Raw genomic sequence first — 20,578 nt, forward strand, 5'->3', positions numbered from 1 at the left:
GGGCTGGTGCCCAAGATCTCCGCGCCCACGGTCGGCGCGCACCGCGAGGCGCAACGCGCCGCGCTGGTGCGCGCCGCCGAGGACGTCCTGCGGGAGGACGGCATCGCGGGGATCAAGCCGGGCACCGTCACCGAGCGCGCCGGGATGTCGCGGTCGAGCTTCTACGACTACTTCCCGTCGAAGGACGACTTGCTCGTCGCCGTGGCGATCGAGGCGTTCGACCGGTGGAACCGGGGCCTGGACGAGTCGATGGCGCAGGTCGAGCCGGGCCTCCCGCGGCTGCGCGCCCTCGTCGACGCCACGATGCGGATGACCGCGGACGGCCACCATGGCCTCGCCGGTGCGCTTCGCCAGGCCGATCTCTCGCCGACGCGCTTCGACGACCTCATGGTCCTGCACGACGCGCTCATGCGGCCGGTCGCCGAGGTCCTTGCGGAGCTCGGGATCCCGGACCGCTTCGTCCATCTCGTCCAGGGTGCGCTCGAGTCGGGGGTCCAGCTCATCGAGCACGGCGCCGATGCCGGGACGACCGCCGACGACGTGTACGCGATGCTCACGGCGGGACTGCCCCGGGACTGACGCGCTGGGAGCGTCTGACACACTGTCGGTATCTTCCCGACACGGTGTCGGGATGTTCCGACCCCGAGGGATGTGCATGTTCCTAGCGCTGCGCGAGCTGCGGTTCGCCCGTGGCCGATTCGCCCTGATGGGTGCGGTGATCTCGCTGATCTCCGTGCTCGTCGTCCTGCTCTCCGGACTGTCCACCGGACTCGTCAACGACGGCGTCTCCGGGCTGAAGGCCATGCCGGTCACCGCGTTCGCCTTCGACGAGGGGACGATGAAGGACAACGCGTTCAGCCGCTCGATCATCGAGCCCGACCAGCTCGCCCCGTGGCGTGACGCCGACGGCGTCGAGGCCGCCGAGCCCCTGGGCGTGAGCATCGTCAACAGCACGACCGACGCGGGGAAGCAGGTCGACCTCACGCTCTTCGGCGTCGACCCGGACGGCTTCCTGGCCCCGGCCACGTCGAGCGGTGACGGCATCGCCGGCGTGAACGGGATCGTCGTGTCCGAGACGCTCGCCGACGACGGGGTCGAGATCGGCACCGTCGTGACGCTCGACCGGATCGACGTGGAGCTGACCGTCGTCGGCTTCACCGAGGGCCAGGCCACCTTCGGCCACGTCGACGTGGCGTACCTGCCGCTGGAGACCTGGCAGCTCATCGCCTCGAACTCCGTGCAGCCCGGCCCGCCCACGCAGGCCACCACCGCCGCCGCGGACTACCCCCTGTTCAGCGCCATCGCCGTGCAGGCGCAGGACGGCGCGGAGGTCGACCTCGCCGCAGCCGACCGCGCCGCCGGGACGACGAGCATGACGCTCACCGACTCGTTCAACGCCTCGCCGGGCTACGAGGCCGAGACGATGACCCTCAGCATGATCCAGGTCTTCCTCTACGTGATCTGCGCGCTCGTCGTGGGCGCCTTCTTCACCGTCTGGACGATCCAGCGCGCCGGCGACCTCGCCGTGCTGCGGGCGATGGGCGCCTCCAGCCGCTACCTGCTGCGCGACAGCCTCGCCCAGGCGACCGTCGTCCTCCTGGTCTTCACCGGCATCGGAGTCGCGGCCGGAGTCGCGATGGGCGCCGTCATGCCTGACACCATGCCGTTCGAGCTCGAGGCCGGACCGATCGCCGTCGCTTCCGCGCTGACCATCGTGCTGGGTCTGCTCGGCGCCGCCGTCTCCGTCCTGCGCATCACCCGGATCGATCCACTCGCCGCGCTGGGAGGCCGTCGATGAACACCCACACCCCCGCCCTGGAGATCGTCGACGCCACCTTGGAGCTTGGCGACGGCGACTCGCGCGTCCGCGCCCTCGACGCGGTCTCGCTGACCGTGCAGCCCGGTGAGTTCGTCGCGATCGTCGGCCCGTCGGGCTCGGGCAAGTCCTCGCTGCTGGCCGTTGCGGGTGCGCTGTCCCACCCGGACTCGGGCTCGGTCCGCGTCCACGGCACCGATCTGGCCACCCTCTCGAAGGGCGCCGCCGCGCGCTTCCGGCTGGCGCACGTCGGCTTCGTCTTCCAGTCGGGCAACCTGCTGCCCGCGCTCACGGCCGCCGACCAGGTGCGGCTGGCGGGTCGGCTCGCCGGAAGCCGCCGGGTCGACCCGACGGCCGTGCTCGACGCGGTGGGCATGGCCCATCGCGCGAAGCACCGCCCGGGCCACCTGTCCGGCGGCGAGCGCCAGCGCGTGGGCATCGCTCGTGCCCTGGTGAACGATCCGAGCCTCCTGCTGGTCGACGAGCCCACGGCGGCGCTCGACCGGCGCCGCAGTCACGAGGTCGTGCAGCTGCTCGCCGATCGCGCTCGCGACGCGAACGTCGCCGTGGTCATGGTGACCCACGACCACGACGTCCTCGAGCACTGCGACCGAGTGCTGGAGATGGTCGACGGATCTCTGACAGGGTTGGCGCATGCTGCCCGAAGGATGGATCCCGCACCGCCGCGCTGACGGCGAGGTGGTCGGGTGGATCGAGCTCGACGGTGACGACATCGCCGCGTTCGACCTCCTCGGCCGCCGCGCCACGCCCCCGGGCGTCGACTGGCACGAGGCCGAGCAGGCGCTCGACGAGCGGGGCATCGGCTACCTGGCCGACCAGTACACGCTGACGACGCCCGAGGGCGATCACCTGACCGTGCGCATCGGTGAGGCCACGACCGAGCAGGTCACGGTCGTGGAGGACGAGTTCGGCGGCGCTTCAGTGATCGGTGCCGATCCCGCGACCCACGTCCTCCCGTTCCCCGTGCCGGAGGACGTGCTGCGGACTCGCTGATCCCGTCTCAGGACAGGCTGAGCCGCATCAGCACCCGCGGGAACCGGTTGAGCACGGAGTCCGTGTCGGCGGCCTTGGTGAAGCCGGCTCGCTCGAACAACGCGCGCGTGCCGACGTAGGCCATCGTCAGGTCGACCTTGGCCCCGTCGTTGTCGACGGGGTAGGCCTCCACGGCCGGCGCCCCCTGGGAACGGGCATACTCCACGGCGCCCTCGATGAGGTGGTGCGCGATGCCCTGTCCCCGGTGCCCGGGACGCACGCGCATACACCACAGGCTCCAGACGCCGAGGTCGTCGACGTGGGGGATCTTGCGGTTCGTCGCGAACGAGGTGTCCGCACGCGGGTGGATCGCGGCCCAGCCGACCACCTCGTCACCGTCGTACGCCAGGACGCCGGGCGGGCCCTGCTGCATCAGCTCGCGGACGTACTCGCCGCGCGCCTCGCGGTGCAGCTCACGGTTGACCTTCCCCGGGACGCGATAGCTGAGGCACCAGCACGACTCGGCATCGGGCCGCTTGGGCCCCACCATCGTGCGGACGTCGTCGAACTTCGTGGCCGGACGAACCTCGATCGTCATGCGTCGAATGACATCAGATGACGGGGACGTTGGCCAGCGCCGCCTGCAGGTCCGCGTCCGACAGCGGATCGTCCTCGAGGCGACCGTTGAGGTACGAGTCGTAGGCGCCCAGCTCGAGCAGGCCGTGGCCCGACAGGCCCACGACGATGACAGGCTCGGTGCCCTGCTCCGTGGCCTCCAGCGCGCCACGGCGCGCCTGGGCCAGCGCGTGGGACGACTCTGGCGCGGGCACGATGCCCTCGGTGCGCGCGAACTCGACCGCGCTGTCGAAGCACTCGCTCTGGTGCAGCGCCACCGCCTCGACGAGTCCTTCGTGCACGGCATGGGAGACCAGCGGCGCCATCGCGTGATAGCGCAGGCCACCGGCGTGGATCGGCGAGGGCACGAAGTCGTGGCCGAGCGTGTACATCTTCATCAGCGGGGTCATGCCACCCGTGTCGCCGAAGTCGTACCGGTACTCGCCGCGGGTCAGGGTCGGGCACGAGGACGGCTCGACGGCCAGGATCCGCGGGGACTGGTTCCCGGCCAGCTTCTCGCGCAGGAACGGGAAGGTGAGGCCGGCGAAGTTCGAGCCGCCGCCGGCGCAGCCGATCACCAGGTCGGCACCGGACTCGCCGGCCATGGCGAGCTGCTTGAGCGCCTCCTCACCGATGATCGTCTGGTGCAGCAGCACGTGGTTGAGGACCGAGCCCAGCGCGTACTTGATGGTCTCGTCCTGGGCGGCGACCTCGACGGCCTCGCTGATCGCGATGCCGAGCGAGCCGGTGTGGTCCTCGGGCAGGGAGCGCCCGAACTCCGTCAGGCGGCTGGGGGAGCGGTGGACCTTGCCGCCGAAGACCTCGATCAGCGTGCGGCGCTGCGGCTTGGTGTCGAACGAGGCGCCGACCTGCCAGACCTCGCACTCGAGCCCGAACAGCGAGCAGGCATAGGCCAGCGCGGTGCCCCACTGACCGGCTCCGGTCTCGGTGGTCAGTCGCTTGATGCCGTGGATCGCGTTGTAGTAGACCTGCGGCACGGACGTGTTGGTCTTGTGCGAGCCGGCCGGCGAGACGCCCTCGTACTTGTAGTAGATCCGGGCGGACGTGCCGAGGGCCTTCTCCCAGCGACGGGCGCGCACGAGCGGCGACGGCCGGTACTGGCGGTACACGTCGCGGACCGGCTCGGGGATCTCGACGAAGCGCTCGGAGGTGACCTCCTGCGCGATCAGCTCGGGCGGGAACAGCGCGGCGAGGTCGTCGGGGCCGACCGGCTGGTGCGTTCCGGGGTGCAGCGGCGGAGGCGGCGGCGTGGGGAAGTCCGGGACGATGTTGTACCAGTGCGTAGGCATGTCGGACTCGGAGAGCACGAACCTGATCTGATCGGTCACGCGGCGAGCCTAGTGGCGCGATAGACCACGGGAGCACCCCGCAGGTAGGACTCGGCGAACTGCACCGGGGGCCTGAGGTGGCGCCGGTCGAGGTGGTCGTGGGACTTCATGTTGTGGTGCCGGCGGCACAGCGATCTCAGGTTCTCGGCGGAGGTGGTGCCGCCGCGGTCGTACGCCAGCTCGTGGTCGAGGTCGGTTTCCCTGATGTCGGCCTGACATCCGGCGACCCGACAGGTGCCGTCGCGCCAGCGCAGTGCCTCGCGCAGTGAGTCGCTGGGCTGGTAGCCGAGCTTCGTGGTGTCCATGACGTTCCCGAGCGGGTCGAGCACGAGCCGGCGCAGGAGAGTGTGCTCGCTGGTGACGAGCTCGCGCGCCCACTGCGCGGGGACCGGCTCGCGGTCGCCGCGGGTGAATCCGGCGCCGGTGGTGAGGCCGATCAGGTCGGTGGCGTCGATCGTGATGGCGACCTCGGCCCGGATGTCGGTGGAGGTGCCCTCGCTGCACGTGAGCCAGTGGGCGACGAGGTCGGCCTGCTTCTGGTCGCGGGTGCGACGGTCGCGCTCGCCGGTCTCGGGGTCGATCTTGGGTAGCGCCTTGGCCGCGGCACGCAGGCGGTTGCCCACGGCGACGGCGACGCCGGTGGGCAGCAGTGCGCTGAGCCAGGAGGTGCCGTCGTCGTTGTGGGAGATCTCGACCTGGCGCTGCTCGGTGGCGCGAGCCGCCTCGTCCTCGAACTGCTCGGGCTCGAGCCGGGCCCGCAGCCGCTTCAGCCAACTGCGCAGCTCGCCCGGCGTGTGCTCGGCCGCGTATCCGACGGCCGTCTGGTCGAGGGCCTCGATCGCCTCGGGGGAGCGGAGCTTCGCCACGGTGTCGGCGATGAGGCCGACGCGGCGCGCATCGAGCACGCCGTCGCGGAACGCGTCCCAGACGGCGGGAGTGCGGTCGCGTACCTCTTCGCCCTGCACGACGATCCGCCAGACCGAGTTCTCGGTGACGCCCAGGAGCTGAGCGATCTCGAGCGCGATCCCGCGCCGCGCGAGCTCCTTGCCGATCGACACCTCGTCGCCGGCGTCGATCCGGCGGATCTCCCGCTCGCGGTGCGTGAGCACGAGGTTCCACTTGGCGAACTCCGCCCGTGCCCGCGCACGCCGCGCCTGCGCGAAGGCATCGGCAGCGGGCGAGGTCATGTCGACCATCCTAGAACAGGTGTTCGAGGAAAGGGCAGAAAGCGTTGGGCCTTCTCGTCAGGTGAGACTGCGGGCCGGCGGTCGCGAGGCCATCAGGATCGCCGCGACGACCGGCAGCGTCAGCAGGGCCGCCACGCCGCTCAGCGCACCGAAGCTCCACAGCGCCACCACCACGCCGGCCACGAGTCCACCGGCCGCGCCGGCGAGGTTCATCGTCAGGTCGCTGAACCCCTGGACAAGAGGCCTGACCTCGGCGTCGACGCTGCGCGTGAGCAGGGCGGCGCCCGCGATGACCGACATCGACCAGCCGACGCCCAGCAGCACCAGGCCGACCGTGATCTGCACGTTGGACTCCCCGGCCGTGCCGGCGATGCCGCACGCGAGGATCAGTACCGCCTGGCCCATCAGGATCGTGGGCTCGGCGCCCCAGCGGTCGGTCATCCAGCCGAAGAGCGGCGAGAGGGCGAACATGCCCGCGATGTGCAGGCTGATGGTGAAGCCGATGATCGACAGCGAGGCGCCGTGGCCCGACATGTGCACCGGGGTGAGCGCCATGACCGCCACCATGACCGCGTGCGACAGGGCCACCGAGGCGATCGCGACGGCGGTGGTGCCGCGGACGTGGGGGAGTGCGGCGGCGATCCGCGGCGGGGGCGGGGCGGCGGCGTCGCGTCGGTCGAGCGGATCGGGTCGCAGCAGCAGCCACGTCAGCAGCCCGGCGCCCGTGAACGCGATGGCGGAGAACACCTGCGGACCGGCGAGCTCGGGGATGCCGAGGGCGCGGGCCACGGAGGCACCCGGACCCGTGAGGTTCGGGCCGGCCACCGAGCCGATGGTGGTGGCCCACACGACGAGCGAGATTGAGCGGCCCACGGCCGCGGGCTCGGCACGATCGGCGGCGGCGAACCTCGACTGGAGGTTGGCCGCCGTGCTGGAGCCGAACAGCAGGAAGCCGAGCAGCAGCAGCGGCAGCGAGGCCAGCTCGGCACCGATGACGACCGTGACGGCACCCAGGGCACCACCCAGCCAGCCGGCCGTCAGCGCGGGCCGGCGCCCACGGTGCACCGCGAAGTTCGACAGCGGGATGGTGAACCCGGCGGCGCCCAGCGTCATCGCGACGACGGAGAGTCCGGCCCAGCCGGCCGAGCCCGTGACGTCCTCGATCAGCAGGGCGCCGACCGCGAGCCCGGCACCGTTGCCGATGCCGCCGACCACCTGGGCGAGGGCCAGCGTGCCGACGGTGCGGCGCTGCGCGGGCCAGGTCACCTCAGGCCCAGATCGTGACGCGCTCGGCCGGGTCGAGCCACAGGGCGTCGTCCGGCGTCACGTCGAAGGCCTCGTAGAAGGCGTCGATGTTGCTGACGACCTGGTTGCAGCGGAACTCCGGCGGCGAGTGCGGGTCGACCGTGAGGCGACGGATCGTCTCGGCCGGGCGCACCTTGCCCTGCCACGCGCGCGCCCACGCCAGGAAGAAGCGCTGGTCGGGGGTCAGCCCCTCGATGGGCTCCGCGGGCTTGTCCTGCTGCGCCAGCCGGAACGCGAGGTGGGCGATGCCCAGGCCGCCGAGGTCGCCGATGTTCTCGCCGATCGTGAGCGCGCCGTTGACCGTCTGGCCGTCGGCGTTCTCGGGGCTGAGGTCGTCGTACTGCGCGATGATCCGCGCGGCGAGCGCGTCGAAGGCGGCGCGGTCGTCGTCGGTCCACCAGTTGCTCAGCGCGCCGGTGCCGTCGTACTGCGAGCCCTGGTCGTCGAAGCCGTGGCCGATCTCGTGGCCGATGACCGAGCCGATCGCGCCGTAGTTCACCGCATCGTCGGCCTGCGCGTCGAAGAACGGCGGCTGCAGGATGGCGGCGGGGAAGACGATCTCGTTCATCGTCGGGTTGTAGTAGGCGTTGACCGTCTGCGGCGTCATGTACCACTCGTCGCGGTCGATCGGCTGACCGATCTTCGCCAGCTCGCGGTCCATCGCCACCGACTGGGCCCGGCGGGCGTTGCCGACCAGGTCGGTCGGGTCGGTCTCGAGGGCGTCGTAGTCCTTGAAGCTCTCGGGGTGGCCGATCTTCGGGGTGAACGCGTCGAGCTTGGCCAGCGCGTGCTGCTTGGTCTCGTCGCTCATCCAGGGCAGCTCGCGGATGCTGATGCGGTAGGCCTCGAGGAGGTTCGCGATGAGCTCCTCCATGCGCGACTTCGCCTCGGCCGGGTACTCGGTGCGGACGTAGATCTTGCCGACGGCCTCGCCCATCGAGCCCTCAACGAAACCGATGGCGCGCTTCCAGCGCGGGCGCAGCTCGTCGGTGCCCTGGAGGGTCTTGCCGTAGAACGCGAAGTTCTCCTCGACGAAGTCGTCGGACAGGAACGGCGCCGCGCCGTGCACCAGCTGCCAGCGCAGCCAGTCCTGCCACGCCGGCAGGACGTCGTCGGCGAGGAGCGTCTGGAGGCCCTCGAGGTAGGACGGCTGCGAGACGACCGCCTCGGCCAGGACGGCCTGCTCGATGCCGGCCGCCTCGGCCCAGGAGCGCCAGTCAAACGCGGGCGTCAGCGCACCGAGCTCGTCGAGCGTCTTGAGGTTGTAGGTCTTCTGGGCGTCGCGCACGGCGACCCGGTCCCAGTGGTGCGACGCGATGCGGGTCTCGAGGTCGAGCACCAGGTCGGCGCGCTCGCTGGCGTCGGAGAACCCGGCGAGCTCGAGCATCGTGGCGATGTGATCGCGGTAGGCGTCGCGGACGTCGGCGAACTGCTCGTCGCGGTAGTACGACTCGTCGGGCAGCCCGATGCCGGCCTGCACGACGTGCGTGACGTAGCGGTCGGGGTTGCCACGGTCGGGGGCGATGTAGAGGCCGATGATGCTGTTGACGCCCTCGCGCTCCAGCGTGCCCAGGGTGCGGACCAGCGAGGGCACCGAGTCGATCGCGTCGATGCGGGCGAGGTCGTCGGCCAGTGGGGCCGCGCCGAGCTGCTCGATGCGCTCGGTGTCCATGAAGCTGGCGAAGAGGTCGCCGATCTTGCGCTGCTCGTCGTCCTGCGGCTCGGCGGCGGCCTTCTCGACGATCGAGCGGACCAGGATCTCGGCCTCGTCGACCAGATCGACGAACCCTCCCGCGGTGGCCCGGTCGGGCTTGATCGGCGTCTCGCGCAGCCACGGCCCGTTCACGTGTCGGAACAAGTCGTCCTGGGGGCGGATCTGGGAGTCGAAGGTCGATGGATCGAGGCCGTTGGTCACGCGGTTTAGGCTACACAGCGTGGCTCAGAAGACCGAGGTTGAACTGATCGTCCGTCGCACCGAGGACCTGGCGCCGCGACTGCGCCGCGTGGTGCTCGGCGGTCCCGCGTTCGAGGAGTACCTCGCGCACCACCTCGACTCGACCGATACCTACGTCAAGCTCGTCTTCGCCGACGGTGACGACACGGTGCTGCGGACCTACACGGTGCGGTGGGTCGACGCAGCGGCCGGCGAGCTCGCGATCGACTTCGTCACGCACGGCACCGAGGGCCTCGCCGGCCCGTGGGCGCTGCGCGCGAAGCCCGGGGACACGCTGCGGTTCCGCGGCCCCGGTGGTGCCTACCGACCCAGCCCCGACGCCGACCACCACCTCTTCGTGGGCGACGAGGCGGCGCTGCCGGCGATCGCCGCGTCGATCGAGGCGCTCGAGCGCGATGCGGCCGCCACGGCCTTCATCGAGGTCGACGGACCCGGGCACGAGATCGACCTCCCCAGCCTCGCGAGCGTCAACGTGAACTGGCTGTACCGCGACGGCGACGCGCCCGGCTCCACCACGCTGCTCGACCAGGCGGTGCGCGCGTGGGCGTGGCCCGAGGGGCGCGTGCAGGCCTTCGTGCACGGGGAGTCGGCGCTGCTGAAGTCCGTGCGGCCCTACCTGGTGGACGGCCGTGTGGCCCGCCCCGACATCTCCGTCTCGGCCTACTGGCGCTGCGGCGAGACCGAGGAGGGCTTCCGCGCCTGGAAGAAGCAGCAGCAGGACGCGGTCATCCGCCCCGGCGCCTGAGCGTGGTCTCGATACGCCCCTCGCTGCGCTCGTGAGCTACTCGACCACCGGCTCCGTGGCCGTGGTCTCGATACGCCCCTCGACCGCCGGGTGCGTGCCCATGGTCTCGATACGCCCCTCGCTGCGCTCGTGAGCTACTCGACCACCGGCTCCGGCGCCGGTGATCGAGTGCCGGCGAGCGCAGCGAGACGGTGTATCGAGATCCCGTGACGCCTCACCGGTAGCCTCGACGGGTGACCGAATTGCGCAACGTGGCCGTGATCCTCGCCGGTGGCACCGGGACCCGGGTGGGCCTGGCCATCCCGAAGCAGCTCATCAAGATCGCCGGCAAGACGATCCTCGAGCACACGATCTCCGTGTTCCAGGCCGCTGACTCGATCGACGAGATCATCATCCTGATGGCGCAGGGCCACCTCGACCCGGTGCACGCGATCGTCCGCGACGGCGCCTACCCGAAGGTCACGCAGGTCCTCGAGGGCGGCTCGACCCGCAACGAGACCACCAGCCTGGCGCTGAAGGCGCTCGGCGAGGACGAGTGCAACGTCCTCTTCCACGACGCGGTTCGCCCGCTCGTCTCGCAGAAGATCATCACCGACGTCGTCGAGGCGCTCGGCACGTACGAGGCCGTCGACACCGCGATCCCGTCGGCCGACACCGTGGTGCAGGTGCACGACGAGCGCACCGGCGACCTCGACACGATCTCCGACGTGCTGCGCCGCGACCTGCTGCGCCGCGGCCAGACCCCGCAGGCGTTCCGCGCGTCGATCATCCGCGACGCCTACGAGAAGGCCTGGCAGGACCCCGACTTCACCGCCACGGACGACTGCACCGTCGTGCTGCGCTACCGCCCCGACGTGCCGATCGCGGTCGTCCAGGGACACGAGCGGAACATGAAGGTCACCGAGCCGATCGACGTCTACATCGCCGACAAGCTCTTCCAGCTTGCCTCGGCCGAGACGCCGGAGGAGCTCGACGACGAGGGGTACCGGGCCGCGCTCGAGGGCAAGACGATGGTCGTGTTCGGCGGCTCGTACGGGATCGGCGGCGACATCGCTAAGCTGGCCGAGTCCTACGGCGCCCAGGTCTTCGCTTTCTCGCGCTCGTCCACGGGCACGCACGTCGACCGCCGTGAGGACGTCGCCGAGGCCGCTCGTGAGGTCATCGAGAAGGCCGGCCGCGTCGATTACGTCGTGAACACCGCGGGCGTCCTGCCGATCGGCGACCTCGCGGACACGTCTGAGGAGACGATCTGGGCCGCCACCGAGATCAACTACCTCGCGCCGATCTTCATCGCGCAGGAGTTCCGGCCGCTGCTGGCCGAGTCGAACGGCTCGCTGCTGCTCTTCACGTCGTCGTCCTACACGCGCGGCCGCAAGGGCTACTCGCTGTACTCGTCGGCGAAGGCCGCGACGGTGAACCTCACGCAGGCGCTGGCCGACGAGTGGGCCGGCGAGGTGCGCGTGAACTGCGTGAACCCCGAGCGCACCGGCACCCCGATGCGGACGAAGGCGTTCGGCGAGGAGCCCGAGGGCACGCTGCTGTCGTCGGAGGAGGTCGCCCGCCGCTCGCTCGACGTGCTGGTCGCGTCGATGACCGGCCATGTGATCGACATCCGCCGCGAGGCCGGCCCGGCCGCCATCGGCGGGGGTCACTGAGGCTCGATGCCCCAGGTCACGGCGGAGGCGTGGGTCCCGGTCCCGCCCGGCACGGCGTTCGCGGTCTCGCAGACCACGGGCGCCATTCGGATGCGCTGGGACCCGTTCATCCGTGAGCAGCACCTGATCGACGCCCACCGACCTGCCAAGGGCGTGCGCACGCACACGCGCGCCCGGGTCGGGCCGCGGATGGTCTCGGAGTACGTCTCGTACCGGCCACCGACCTCGGTGGGCATGACGATGGTGACCGGCCCCTGGTTCTTCGCGTCGTTCGGCGGCGGCTGGCGGTTCGTGCCCGACGTCCGGGACGGGCGCGACGGCACGCGCGCCGTCTGGAAGTACACCTACTCCGTGCGCCCGTCGTGGCTGCGCTTCGTGGCTGAGCCGATCGGCCAGTGGCTGCTGGGGCGCGAGATCCGCGCGAGGATCGCGGCGTGGGCGCGCGCGTGCGAGGACCCGGCCGTCCTCCACTCCCTCTGATCGCCTCGTGGCCGGTCGCGATACTGGACCGGTGACGGTCACCAGGCAGGACGTGCAGGCAGCAGCGGAGCGCATCGAGGGCCGCGTGCGGCGCACGCCGCTGTGGCGGGCGTCCGCCGACGACTCGCTGTGGCTGAAGTTCGAGCACCTCCAGCACTGCGGTGTGTTCAAGACGCGCGGCGCGTTCAACCGGCAGCTCGCCGGCGTCGAGACCGGTGAGATCACCGACGCCGGCATCGTCGTGGCGTCGGGCGGGAACGCCGGGCTGGCGCAGGCCTTCGCGGCCCGCGAGCTGGGCCTGAAGGCCACGGTCTTCGTGCCCGAGTCGGCGCCCCAGGTGAAGGTCGACCGCATCGCCGCCTACGGCGCCGAGGTCCGGCGGGTCGGCAGCGAGTTCGCCGAGGCGTACCGGGCGTCCGTCGACTTCGCGGAGCAGTCCGGGGCCGTGCTCGCGCACGCCTACGACCAGGTGGAGGTCGCCGCCGGCGCCGGGACGCTGGCCGAGGAGATCCTCGAGGACGAGCCGTCGATCGACACGATCGTCGTCGCGGTCGGGGGCGGCGGGCTGTACGCCGGTGTCGCGGCCTCGGCCCTCGGCCGAGCCCGGGTGGTCGCGGTCGAGCCCGAGCTGTGCCCCACGCTGCATCGCGCGATGGAGGCCGGCGGGCCGGTCGACGTGTCCGTGTCGGGTGTGGCGGCCGACTCCCTCGGTGCGCGCCGGCTCGGCGACCTCGCCTTCGCGGCGGTGGAGGCCGAGCCGCCGGTCCAGGTCATGGTCACCGACGACGAGATCGTCGCGGCGCGAGCTGCGCTGTGGGACGAGTTCCGGGTGCCGTCCGAGCACGGTGCCGCGGCGGCCTACGCTGCGCTGCACTCCGGGCGGTACGTGCCGCAGCCCGGCGAGCGCGTCGCGGTCGTGGTGTGCGGCGCCAACACCGACACGGCCACGCTCACCTCGCGACCCGCGCCCTGACCTCGACCCATCTTCGGTCTGATCCCCGAGCTGTTCGGTCGCACGGTTGCCCCGGCCGCGTCCCGCCGCGAGCATGAGGGATGACCTCGCCGCTGAGCAGGAGGCTGATGGTGGTCCTTCTCGTGACGCTGCTGATCGTCGGGACGGGGGTGCTCGCCGTGTGGTTCCTGCAGCGCCAGCTGATCTACTTCCCGGACTCCGAGCCGGTGCCGTCCGCTGCTGAGGTCGTCGACGGCGCGCGGGACGTCACTCTCCGCACGGAGGATGGGCTCGACCTCGAAGCGTGGTTCGTCCCCGCGGCGGAGGCGACGGACACGGGCCTGGCGGTTCTCGTCGCTCCGGGCAACGGCGGCAACCGGCTCAGCCGGGCCGAGTTCGCGAACGCGCTGAGCCGGCGGGGCCTGGCGGTCCTGCTGATGGACTACCGCGGCTACGGCGGCAACCCCGGGCGGCCCAGTGAGACGGGACTCGCCGCCGACGCGGACGCCGCCGCGACCGCGCTGGAGGAGCTCGGCTACCCGCCCTCGCGGACCATCCACTTCGGCGAGTCGCTCGGCACGGGCGTCGTGGCGGCGCTCCAGGGGAGGACGCCTCCGGCGGGCGTGGTGCTGCGGTCGCCGTTCACCGAGCTCGCCGACGTCGGCGCCCACCATTACCCGTGGCTGCCGGTGCGCCTGCTGCTGCGCGACCGGTTCCCGGTGAGTGAGCACCTCGCGGACAGCGACGTTCCGGTCACGGTGATCTACGGGAACCGCGACTCGATCGTCCCCACGGCGCTCAGCGAGCAGGTCGCGGACGAGGCGCCGGCGCTGTTCGAGCGCGTGGAGCTCACCGCCGACCACAACGACGCCGTCATGTTCGGGGCGCCGGTCGCCGACGCCGTCCTGCGCCTGGCCAACGAGGTCGGGTGACAGCTCCTCAGCGAAGCTCGGCCGCCAGCGGCTCCAGGCCCGGGCCCTCAAGGTCGTCGAACGCGATCGGCCGTCCCGTCAGCACGAGCAGGAGGGAAAGCGCCGGACCACGCACCTCGAGGCCGTCGCCGATCGCGACGTCCGAGTCCGTTGCCGTAAGGCGCGCGTGCGCGAGGAGCTCCTTCCCGCCACCGAACGACCGCGGCGTGCGGGACTGGAGATGGATCGCCCGATCGACGGCCTGCGGCGGGTAGGTGCGGACGATGCCCAGAGGTCGCCGGATGTCCTCGCCGTGGACGATCGCCTCCACGAGCCGGCTGTCCAGCGGTGCGGGCGGCGTGGTCGTGCGCCGCGCGACCGTCCGAAACTCTCGGAGGGTCTCCGCGGGAGTCGCTCCGCGATGGCGACGGACGCCCCGGTCGTTCTGGCGGTCGAAGTCGAACCGTGCGCGCGCGAGTCCCGCGACGAAGCCGACGCGCGTGGTGAGCGCCGTGTCCACGAGGTGCGCGACGACGTCGTGCACCGTCCACGCGGCGCACAGCGACGGGGTGTCCCACGCGGCGGCGGGCAGCTGCTCCAGATCGGCGATCAGCGCATCGCGCTCGGCGTGGACGATCGGCCAGACGTCGGTCATGCGCACTCCCATGGGTCGGAACCGGTTGGCGCTCAGACTACGGACCCGCCGTCCACTACCGTGCCGAGCATGAGAGCCGTCCTGCAGACCCACTACGGGTCCGTCGACGACCTGCAGGTGGGGGAGATCGCTCGCCCGGAGCCCGCTGACGACGAGGTGCTGGTCCGGGTGCGGGCCGCGTCGGTGCACCCGGACGTGTGGCACGTCGTGGCCGGGAAGCCCGCCGTGCTGCGACTCATGGGCTCCGGGGTCCGGCGTCCGCGCCAGCAGGTGCCGGGCACCGACGTCGCGGGCGTGGTCGAGTCCGTGGGACGTGAGGTCACGCGGTTCAAGCCGGGCGACGAGGTGTTCGGCGAGACGATCCGCGGCGTGCAGTGGCGCAACGGCGGCGCCTGGGCCGAGTTCGCGACCGCGCCCGAGGTGGGGCTCGCGCACCAGCCCTCCGGTGTCACGTTCGAGGAGGCCTCCGCGGTGCCGACGGCCGGCCTCATCGCGCTCAACAACCTCCCGCAGCGGTGGGTGCCGGCGGGGTCGCGGGTGCTGGTCAACGGGGCCGGCGGGGGAGTGGGCGCGATCGCGGTGCAGCTCGCCAAGGCCTACGGCGCAGAGGTCACGGCCGTCGAGCACACGAGCAAGCTCGAGTTGGTCCGCTCGCTCGGCGCCGACCGCGTGATCGACTACACCGCCGACGACTTCACCCGCAGCGGCGAGCGCTGGGACATCATCTTCGACGTCCCGGGCAACCACCCGTTCCGCGAGGTGAGGCGCGTGCTAGACCCGCGCGGCCGCTACCTCCTCATCGGTCACGACGCGTTCGGTGCGGGCGGACACCACTGGCTCGGCGGCATCCCGCTGCAGCTCGGGCTCGTGGCGCGTTCCGCGCTCAACCCCCAGCTGCGCGGCCCGTCGTTCGCCTCCCCGGACAAGCGCGAGCTGATGGGCACGCTGACGCAGCTCATGGAGACCGGGCAGCTGCGCGTGGTGGTCGACCGCACGTTCCCGCTCGAGCAGGCGCCCGAGGCGCTGCGCCACCTCATGTCGGGGCGGGCGCTGGGGCGGGTCGTCGTCCGTCCGTGAGCCTGTCGCATCGGCCCCGGCCGGGCGTACGCTCCGAGGATGAGCGCCGATGAGCTGCTTCCACCCCTCCCGTCCGATGCCTTCGAGCGCGTCCTGTGCGTCGTCGCGCACCCCGACGACGTCGAGTACGGCACGTCGTCCGCGGTCGCGCGGTGGACGAGCGAGGGCGTCGACGTCGCCTACCTGCTGCTGACCCGCGGCGAGGCCGGCATGGACGCGCTGTCGCCCAAGGAGACGGCCGAGCTGCGCCAGAAGGAGCAGATCGCCGCCTCGGAGATCGTGGGCGTCTCGGACGTCCAGTTCCTCGACTACCCCGATGGGATCCTCGAGTACTCGCTGGCGATGCGCCGGGACATCTCGAGGGCGATCCGACGCTTCCGGCCCGACGCGGTGCTGGTGGGCTCGTGGGAGGTCGAGTTCGTCGCCGGGCTGAACCAGGCCGACCACCGGGTCGCCGGGCTGGCGGCCCTCGACGCGCTGCGCGACGCCGGCAACCGGTGGGTGTTCCCCGAGCTGCTCTCGGAGGGGCTCGAGCCGTGGTCGCCGCGCTGGCTGCTCGTCTCCGGTGATTCCGCGCCGACCCACGGCGTCGACGTCACGGGGGAGCCCCTCGAGAAGGGGATCGCGTCGCTCGAGGCGCACGGTCAGTACCTCGCGGGCATCGAGGGGCACCCGCCGCCGCGACCCATGATCACGGGCATCACCAAGATGCAGGGACGGCGAGTGGGCGTCGCGCACGCCGTGCTGTTCCGCGCCTTCGACTTCCACGCGCCGCCGCCGATCGCGCGTGAGGCGATGGAGCTGGGTGGAAGGGCTTCATCCGAGGAACCTCCGCTGGGCCTGAGCTGACTGAGACGGGGATGCCCGAAGCGGTCACGCCCAGAGCCGGCCGTCGACGTAGAACGGCGCTCCGGGTGTCGTCGCCGCGGTGATCGCCTCGAGGGCGGCTGCGGCGGCGGCGCGCTGGCGTCCGTCGAAGGCGCCCACGCGGTTGGCGATCGCGAGGTCGAAGGGCGGCTCGTGGGGCTCGAGCGCGAACGCCTCCACGGGTGAGCACCTGACGCCCAGGAGGCCGTCGCGGATCTCGGCGGCGCAGGCTCTTTCGGTGGCCGCGGTGCCGCGTTCGGACCGGTCGACGACGAGGACGAACCCGGTCGGCCCCACGCGCGCGGCGATCGCCCGGGCGAGCGGGCCGGGGGCTCCGCCGATCTCGAGAACGCGCCGCCCGGGCCGCAGCGGCAGCACGTCGAGGATCTCCGCGAGTCGTGACGAGAGCTTCGGGCTCGGGTCCATGCGGCCATCCTCGCAGCCATCGACGTGAGCGGAGACACGCTCCGGAAGTGGAATCCTCGGCTCGGCGTGGCGCGTTAGTTGAAATGTGAACAATTCTCTGCGACTGTCCCCCGAAGCCCAGGACCTGCTGTTCCGTGAGGCCCGCACCGCCAACTCCTTCACCGACGAGCCGGTGACCGACGAGCAGGTCGCGGCCATCCAGGACCTCGTGAAGTTCGGGCCGACCGCGATGAACTGCCAGCCCCTGCGCGTCGTGCTGATCCGCAGCGACGAGGCGCGCTCGCGTCTGCTGAAGCACATGGCGGACGGCAACCGCGACAAGACGGCGACCGCCCCGCTGGTGGCCGTGCTGGCCGCCGACACCAACTTCAACGAGCACCTGCCCACCGTCTTCCCGCACGCGGAGGGCGCCAAGGACTGGTTCCCGGACGCCGACGCCCGTGAGGCCACCGCGCGCTTCAACGCCGCCATCCAGGTGGGCTACTTCGTGATGGGCGTGCGCGCCGCCGGCCTGGCCGCGGGCCCGATGACCGGGTTCGACGCCGCCGGCATCGACGAGGACCTGCTGGCCGGCACCGGCTACAAGTCGATGGTCGTCGTCAACATCGGCCACCCCGGCGAGAACGCCTGGTTCGACCGCCTGCCCCGCCTCGAGCACGAGCAGGTCGTCACCGCGCTCTGAGCCGTCAGGGGAGCGGGCGGGCCGTCGGGGGAGCGTCCTCGGCGTCCGGCCCGTGACCCCGGCGCGTGACCTCGGCGCGCGCCCGGTCGATGCCGCCGTGCTCGAGCGCGGCGAGGTGCGACTCGCCCTCCCACACGACGCTGCCCCGGTGGCGCACCGTGACGCGCATGCGCGCGCCGAGGTGCTCGATCGCGCCGGGCACGTTGCGCCGTTCGAGGGGGAGCGGCACCGGCAGCACGTGGGCACTGGCGAGGCTGCCCGATCCCTCGATGTCGATGCGCCACCGCGCGCTGCGGCCGTGGAGGGACCAGCGCTCGTCGGTGACCTCCGCGTGGACCGGTGAGACGACCGGGTCGCCGAGGCGGATCACCGAGCCGTCGGGCAGCCGCACGACCACGGCCGTGACGGTGGTGCGCAGCGGCCCCGCGGTGACCTCGCCGCCGGCGAACGCGACGCACACCGTCGGGTCGGCGAAACCCTGCGCCTGGCCCCACCACCACGAGTCGGGGAACCCGCCCTTGCCCCAGTTCTTCTCCGCGTAGACCGACCAGCCGTCGAGCTCCCAGGTCTCGTCGCCGACCACGGCCGTGCCGTGCGCGGACCCGCCGAGCAGCCACGGGTGCCAGTACTGGTTGAGCCCGGGGACCGACTGGAAGATGCTCGACCCGCCGAAGCTGCGCCGCGGCCAGGGCACGGGGTTCGTGATCCGGACGTCGAGTCGCGCGTTGGGCGCGAGGTCGACCCGCAGGCTGTCGGTGGTGCCGCGGAACACGTCGCCCGAGGTCACGCCCAGCTCGTGTTCGTCGGCGTGGCCCTCGGGGTGGGTCGTGGTGTGGAGGAAGCCGTTCGGGTGCGCCGCGAGCCCGAGCGTCGACCACGTCCCGTCGGCCGCCCGGTTCACCCCGTTGAGCGCGATCACCACGCGTCCAGATGCGGGATCGGTGAACCGCCAGAAGTAGCCCTCCATCGCAACCCCGTGCGCAGGCAGCGGATCCCCGAACGGCCGGTCCGCCCCGCTGGCCCGGTACGCGTGCTGTATGGATCCGAGGGCACGACGCAGCAGAGTCATGACTGCACTATCGCCGCGGTTGTGGAATGCGACAACTTCCCGCGATGCGCCGGCCGCGCACTGCTGGTGGGACTCGCCCGCCTCTCGCATACGGCCCGTCGAAGTTTCCATTCGGTGGCCCCAAATCTGAGAGAGTTTGTCCCGTGGAGCTTCTCACCGGAATCGGAACCGCAGGATTTCGCAGTTTTTCGCAGGAGGCTCCACAGTTCTTCAGCGGTCTTGGGAGCGTGAACTTCCTGGCCGGGCGCAACAACTCGGGCAAGTCGAACGTGCTTCGGCTACTCCTTCGACTCGCGCCCACTGAGGAACACGCAATCGAAGCAATCGACTACTACGGGGCTGCTGAGGCGCAGCCCATAGCGGTCTTCGTAGAGTGCACTGAGGATCGACTTCAGCAACGACTTAGCGACCGCGGTGTTCCAGATCATCTCTGGCAGGCCTTCGCCAACTCTGCGATGAATCGCTTCGGGGACGGTTCAATCTGGGTCCCATACGAACTTACGTCCCGCGGTCTGGGGCTGCGGGAGTCGCTGTTGGCGGAGGCTCAGAGGGGGATGTCGCGGCAGTCGCTTTCTGAGATTTCGTCAGCGTTGACTCATCAAGGAGGCGGAGGTGAGACCGACGACCTACAGCGAATTGTCAATCACCTGAACTTCGTCGATCTAGTGCCGAAGGTTGCGTTCGTCCCAGCGTCCCGCCAGGTTCGAGAGGGCGCCAGCCTTGGCCCGGATGGGTCTGGGATAGTCCGTGGCCTGCAGAGACTCAAGGATCCAACACTTGAACTTGCGTCAGAACGTCTCGCCTTCGAGGACGTCGAGCGCTTCGTTCGAACTGTGCTTGAGGACGAGCAGGTGGCTATTGAGATCCCACACGACGCTAGTCAGATCCTCATTCGGCAGGGAGGAATGCTGCTCCCGCTCTCGAGCATGGGTTCTGGAGTCGAACAAGTGGTCATTCTTGCGGCGGCCGTGGCACTAATGCCAGAGGCGCTCATTCTGATGGAGGAGCCGGAGGTCTATCTACACCCGCGGCTGCAACGGAAGTTAGTCAGGCATCTTGCTCAGCAACACAACAATCAATTTCTAATCGCTACCCACTCGGCACACATGTTGGATCACGACGATGCATGCATCTTCCACCTCACCAAGGAAGTAGGCCGAACTGAGGTTGCGCTCGCAACGTCGGCGAGCGAACGCTTTGGAATATGTGATGATTTGGGTTATCAAGCTTCGGACCTTCTCCAGTCAAACGCGGTGATCTGGGTCGAAGGACCGTCTGACCGTACGTACATCCGTCACTGGATCTCGATCCTCGCGCCCGAGCTTTCTGAACACGTCGACTACTCAATTATGTTCTTTGGTGGCGCATTGATGAGTCACCTCTCCGGGCTTAATCCCGATCTCTCCGTTCGCGCGGTCGAGCAGTTCATCTCCCTTCGACGCTTAAACCAAAACATGTACCTCGTGCTGGACTCCGACAAGAAAAAGCCGCGTCAACGCGTAAATGTCACCAAGCAACGGCTAATCGCGGAAATGGATGCTGGTGCCGGCATCTGGGTCAGCAAGGGCTACACGATAGAGAACTACGTGCCTCACGAACTTCTTAATGAGAGCTTGCTGAAAGTGCACCCGGCGGCCAAACCCCGGTGGGCGGGGGAGCAATATGAGAATCCCCTCGCAAACGTGGGCATCAAGGCGAGCAAGTCTGCCGTAGCCCGCGAAGTTGTCGCTCGATGGGACGAATTGACGCCCATGAGTGCTGAACTCTCAGCTCAGATCAGGAAAATCGTTGCCTTTATTCGAAGGTCGAACGAATCCTGACGTCGCTCACCTTCCAGGAG

General features: G+C 70.5%; 21 protein-coding genes. 13 read left to right on the forward strand and 8 right to left on the reverse strand.

Going from position 1 to position 20,578, the window contains the following annotated elements:
* The first annotated feature begins 6 nt into the window (after positions 1–6).
* From B2363_RS08115 to B2363_RS08130, 4 genes are all read left to right on the forward strand, one after another.
* Complete coding sequence (locus B2363_RS08115) at positions 7–579, forward strand: TetR/AcrR family transcriptional regulator (protein ID WP_286929555.1); 573 nt, start codon at positions 7–9, stop codon at positions 577–579.
* A 76-nt stretch (positions 580–655) separates the two neighbouring features.
* The gene (locus tag B2363_RS08120; protein WP_286929556.1) at positions 656–1,798 is read left to right on the forward strand and encodes an ABC transporter permease; all 1,143 of its coding nucleotides are present in this window, start codon (positions 656–658) and stop codon (positions 1,796–1,798) included.
* Positions 1,795–2,508 carry an ABC transporter ATP-binding protein gene (locus tag B2363_RS08125; protein ID WP_286929557.1) on the forward strand — a complete coding sequence of 238 codons (714 nt, stop codon included), beginning with the start codon at positions 1,795–1,797 and terminating at the stop codon, positions 2,506–2,508. Before B2363_RS08120 ends, B2363_RS08125 begins: the two co-directional genes overlap by 4 nt.
* Positions 2,471–2,830 carry a hypothetical protein gene (locus B2363_RS08130; RefSeq protein WP_286929558.1) on the forward strand — a complete coding sequence of 120 codons (360 nt, stop codon included), beginning with the start codon at positions 2,471–2,473 and terminating at the stop codon, positions 2,828–2,830. Before B2363_RS08125 ends, B2363_RS08130 begins: the two co-directional genes overlap by 38 nt.
* Before the next feature lie 7 nt (positions 2,831–2,837).
* Here the strand turns inward: B2363_RS08130 and B2363_RS08135 are convergent, their stop codons facing one another.
* The 5 genes from B2363_RS08135 to B2363_RS08155 are packed head-to-tail and all read right to left on the reverse strand — an operon-like array spanning position 2,838 to position 9,180.
* The gene (locus B2363_RS08135; protein WP_286929559.1) at positions 2,838–3,407 is read right to left on the reverse strand and encodes a GNAT family N-acetyltransferase; all 570 of its coding nucleotides are present in this window, start codon (positions 3,405–3,407) and stop codon (positions 2,838–2,840) included.
* Positions 3,408–3,420: 13 nt separating this feature from the next.
* On the reverse strand, positions 3,421–4,773 hold the full coding sequence (locus B2363_RS08140; protein WP_286929560.1) for a TrpB-like pyridoxal phosphate-dependent enzyme: 1,353 nt from the start codon (positions 4,771–4,773) through the stop codon (positions 3,421–3,423).
* Positions 4,770–5,960, reverse strand: coding sequence for an HNH endonuclease (locus B2363_RS08145; RefSeq protein ID WP_286929561.1), 1,191 nt, complete (start codon positions 5,958–5,960; stop codon positions 4,770–4,772). The genes B2363_RS08140 and B2363_RS08145 overlap by 4 nt, the downstream gene beginning before the upstream one ends.
* Before the next feature lie 57 nt (positions 5,961–6,017).
* Positions 6,018–7,226 carry an MFS transporter gene (locus tag B2363_RS08150; RefSeq protein WP_286929562.1) on the reverse strand — a complete coding sequence of 403 codons (1,209 nt, stop codon included), beginning with the start codon at positions 7,224–7,226 and terminating at the stop codon, positions 6,018–6,020.
* A 1-nt stretch (position 7,227) separates the two neighbouring features.
* On the reverse strand, positions 7,228–9,180 hold the full coding sequence (locus tag B2363_RS08155) for a M13 family metallopeptidase (protein ID WP_286929563.1): 1,953 nt from the start codon (positions 9,178–9,180) through the stop codon (positions 7,228–7,230).
* 19 nt (positions 9,181–9,199) lie between these two features.
* Between B2363_RS08155 and B2363_RS08160 the strand changes: the two genes are divergently transcribed.
* The 5 genes from B2363_RS08160 to B2363_RS08180 all read left to right on the forward strand — a co-directional run bounded on the left by B2363_RS08160 (position 9,200) and on the right by B2363_RS08180 (position 13,983).
* Positions 9,200–9,964 carry a siderophore-interacting protein gene (locus B2363_RS08160; protein WP_286929564.1) on the forward strand — a complete coding sequence of 255 codons (765 nt, stop codon included), beginning with the start codon at positions 9,200–9,202 and terminating at the stop codon, positions 9,962–9,964.
* Positions 9,965–10,197: 233 nt separating this feature from the next.
* The gene (locus B2363_RS08165; protein ID WP_286929565.1) at positions 10,198–11,619 is read left to right on the forward strand and encodes a bifunctional cytidylyltransferase/SDR family oxidoreductase; all 1,422 of its coding nucleotides are present in this window, start codon (positions 10,198–10,200) and stop codon (positions 11,617–11,619) included.
* 6 nt (positions 11,620–11,625) lie between these two features.
* Complete coding sequence (locus B2363_RS08170) at positions 11,626–12,099, forward strand: SRPBCC family protein (RefSeq protein ID WP_286929566.1); 474 nt, start codon at positions 11,626–11,628, stop codon at positions 12,097–12,099.
* A 31-nt stretch (positions 12,100–12,130) separates the two neighbouring features.
* Positions 12,131–13,072 (forward strand): threonine/serine dehydratase, encoded by a 942-nt coding sequence (locus B2363_RS08175; protein ID WP_286929567.1) that lies wholly within the window; start codon positions 12,131–12,133, stop codon positions 13,070–13,072.
* A 107-nt stretch (positions 13,073–13,179) separates the two neighbouring features.
* Positions 13,180–13,983, forward strand: coding sequence for an alpha/beta hydrolase (locus tag B2363_RS08180; protein WP_286929568.1), 804 nt, complete (start codon positions 13,180–13,182; stop codon positions 13,981–13,983).
* Positions 13,984–13,990: 7 nt separating this feature from the next.
* On the opposite strand, the gene B2363_RS08185 is transcribed toward B2363_RS08180, so the two are convergent.
* A complete protein-coding gene (locus B2363_RS08185) occupies positions 13,991–14,617 on the reverse strand; it encodes a maleylpyruvate isomerase family mycothiol-dependent enzyme (protein ID WP_286929569.1) in 627 nt (208 codons plus the stop codon).
* A 69-nt stretch (positions 14,618–14,686) separates the two neighbouring features.
* On the opposite strand from B2363_RS08185, the gene B2363_RS08190 reads away from it, so the two are divergent.
* On the forward strand, positions 14,687–15,694 hold the full coding sequence (locus B2363_RS08190) for an NAD(P)-dependent alcohol dehydrogenase (RefSeq protein ID WP_286929570.1): 1,008 nt from the start codon (positions 14,687–14,689) through the stop codon (positions 15,692–15,694).
* A gap of 39 nt (positions 15,695–15,733) precedes the next feature.
* Positions 15,734–16,543 (forward strand): PIG-L deacetylase family protein, encoded by an 810-nt coding sequence (locus B2363_RS08195; RefSeq protein ID WP_286929571.1) that lies wholly within the window; start codon positions 15,734–15,736, stop codon positions 16,541–16,543.
* A 24-nt stretch (positions 16,544–16,567) separates the two neighbouring features.
* On the opposite strand, the gene B2363_RS08200 is transcribed toward B2363_RS08195, so the two are convergent.
* Complete coding sequence (locus B2363_RS08200) at positions 16,568–16,987, reverse strand: SAM-dependent methyltransferase (RefSeq protein ID WP_286929572.1); 420 nt, start codon at positions 16,985–16,987, stop codon at positions 16,568–16,570.
* An 85-nt stretch (positions 16,988–17,072) separates the two neighbouring features.
* On the opposite strand from B2363_RS08200, the gene B2363_RS08205 reads away from it, so the two are divergent.
* Complete coding sequence (locus B2363_RS08205) at positions 17,073–17,669, forward strand: malonic semialdehyde reductase (RefSeq protein WP_286929573.1); 597 nt, start codon at positions 17,073–17,075, stop codon at positions 17,667–17,669.
* Positions 17,670–17,673: 4 nt separating this feature from the next.
* On the opposite strand, the gene B2363_RS08210 is transcribed toward B2363_RS08205, so the two are convergent.
* The gene (locus tag B2363_RS08210; RefSeq protein ID WP_286929574.1) at positions 17,674–18,738 is read right to left on the reverse strand and encodes a tocopherol cyclase family protein; all 1,065 of its coding nucleotides are present in this window, start codon (positions 18,736–18,738) and stop codon (positions 17,674–17,676) included.
* 143 nt (positions 18,739–18,881) lie between these two features.
* On the opposite strand from B2363_RS08210, the gene B2363_RS08215 reads away from it, so the two are divergent.
* Positions 18,882–20,558: an ATP-dependent nuclease gene (locus B2363_RS08215; protein ID WP_286929575.1), complete on the forward strand. Its 1,677-nt coding sequence runs from the start codon at positions 18,882–18,884 to the stop codon at positions 20,556–20,558.
* Positions 20,559–20,578: the final 20 nt, after the last annotated feature.

Origin of the sequence: Aeromicrobium sp. UBA7512 (genome assembly GCF_002476985.1) — a bacterium.
Classification (GTDB): Bacteria; Actinomycetota; Actinomycetes; order Propionibacteriales; family Nocardioidaceae; genus Aeromicrobium; species Aeromicrobium phoceense.

Bases quoted from the DNA above. Each gene is read 5' to 3' on its own strand.
- B2363_RS08120 (WP_286929556.1), top strand. From the start codon at position 656: ATGTTCCTAGCGCTGCGCGAGCTGCGGTTCGCCCGTGGCCGATTCGCC.
- B2363_RS08125 (WP_286929557.1), top strand. From the start codon at position 1,795: ATGAACACCCACACCCCCGCCCTGGAGATCGTCGACGCCACCTTGGAG.
- B2363_RS08130 (WP_286929558.1), top strand. From the start codon at position 2,471: ATGCTGCCCGAAGGATGGATCCCGCACCGCCGCGCTGACGGCGAGGTG.
- B2363_RS08135 (WP_286929559.1), bottom strand. From the start codon at position 3,407: ATGACGATCGAGGTTCGTCCGGCCACGAAGTTCGACGACGTCCGCACG.
- B2363_RS08145 (WP_286929561.1), bottom strand. From the start codon at position 5,960: ATGACCTCGCCCGCTGCCGATGCCTTCGCGCAGGCGCGGCGTGCGCGG.
- B2363_RS08170 (WP_286929566.1), top strand. From the start codon at position 11,626: ATGCCCCAGGTCACGGCGGAGGCGTGGGTCCCGGTCCCGCCCGGCACG.
- B2363_RS08180 (WP_286929568.1), top strand. From the start codon at position 13,180: ATGGTGGTCCTTCTCGTGACGCTGCTGATCGTCGGGACGGGGGTGCTC.
- B2363_RS08185 (WP_286929569.1), bottom strand. From the start codon at position 14,617: ATGACCGACGTCTGGCCGATCGTCCACGCCGAGCGCGATGCGCTGATC.
- B2363_RS08190 (WP_286929570.1), top strand. From the start codon at position 14,687: ATGAGAGCCGTCCTGCAGACCCACTACGGGTCCGTCGACGACCTGCAG.
- B2363_RS08195 (WP_286929571.1), top strand. From the start codon at position 15,734: ATGAGCGCCGATGAGCTGCTTCCACCCCTCCCGTCCGATGCCTTCGAG.
- B2363_RS08200 (WP_286929572.1), bottom strand. From the start codon at position 16,987: ATGGACCCGAGCCCGAAGCTCTCGTCACGACTCGCGGAGATCCTCGAC.
- B2363_RS08210 (WP_286929574.1), bottom strand. From the start codon at position 18,738: ATGACTCTGCTGCGTCGTGCCCTCGGATCCATACAGCACGCGTACCGG.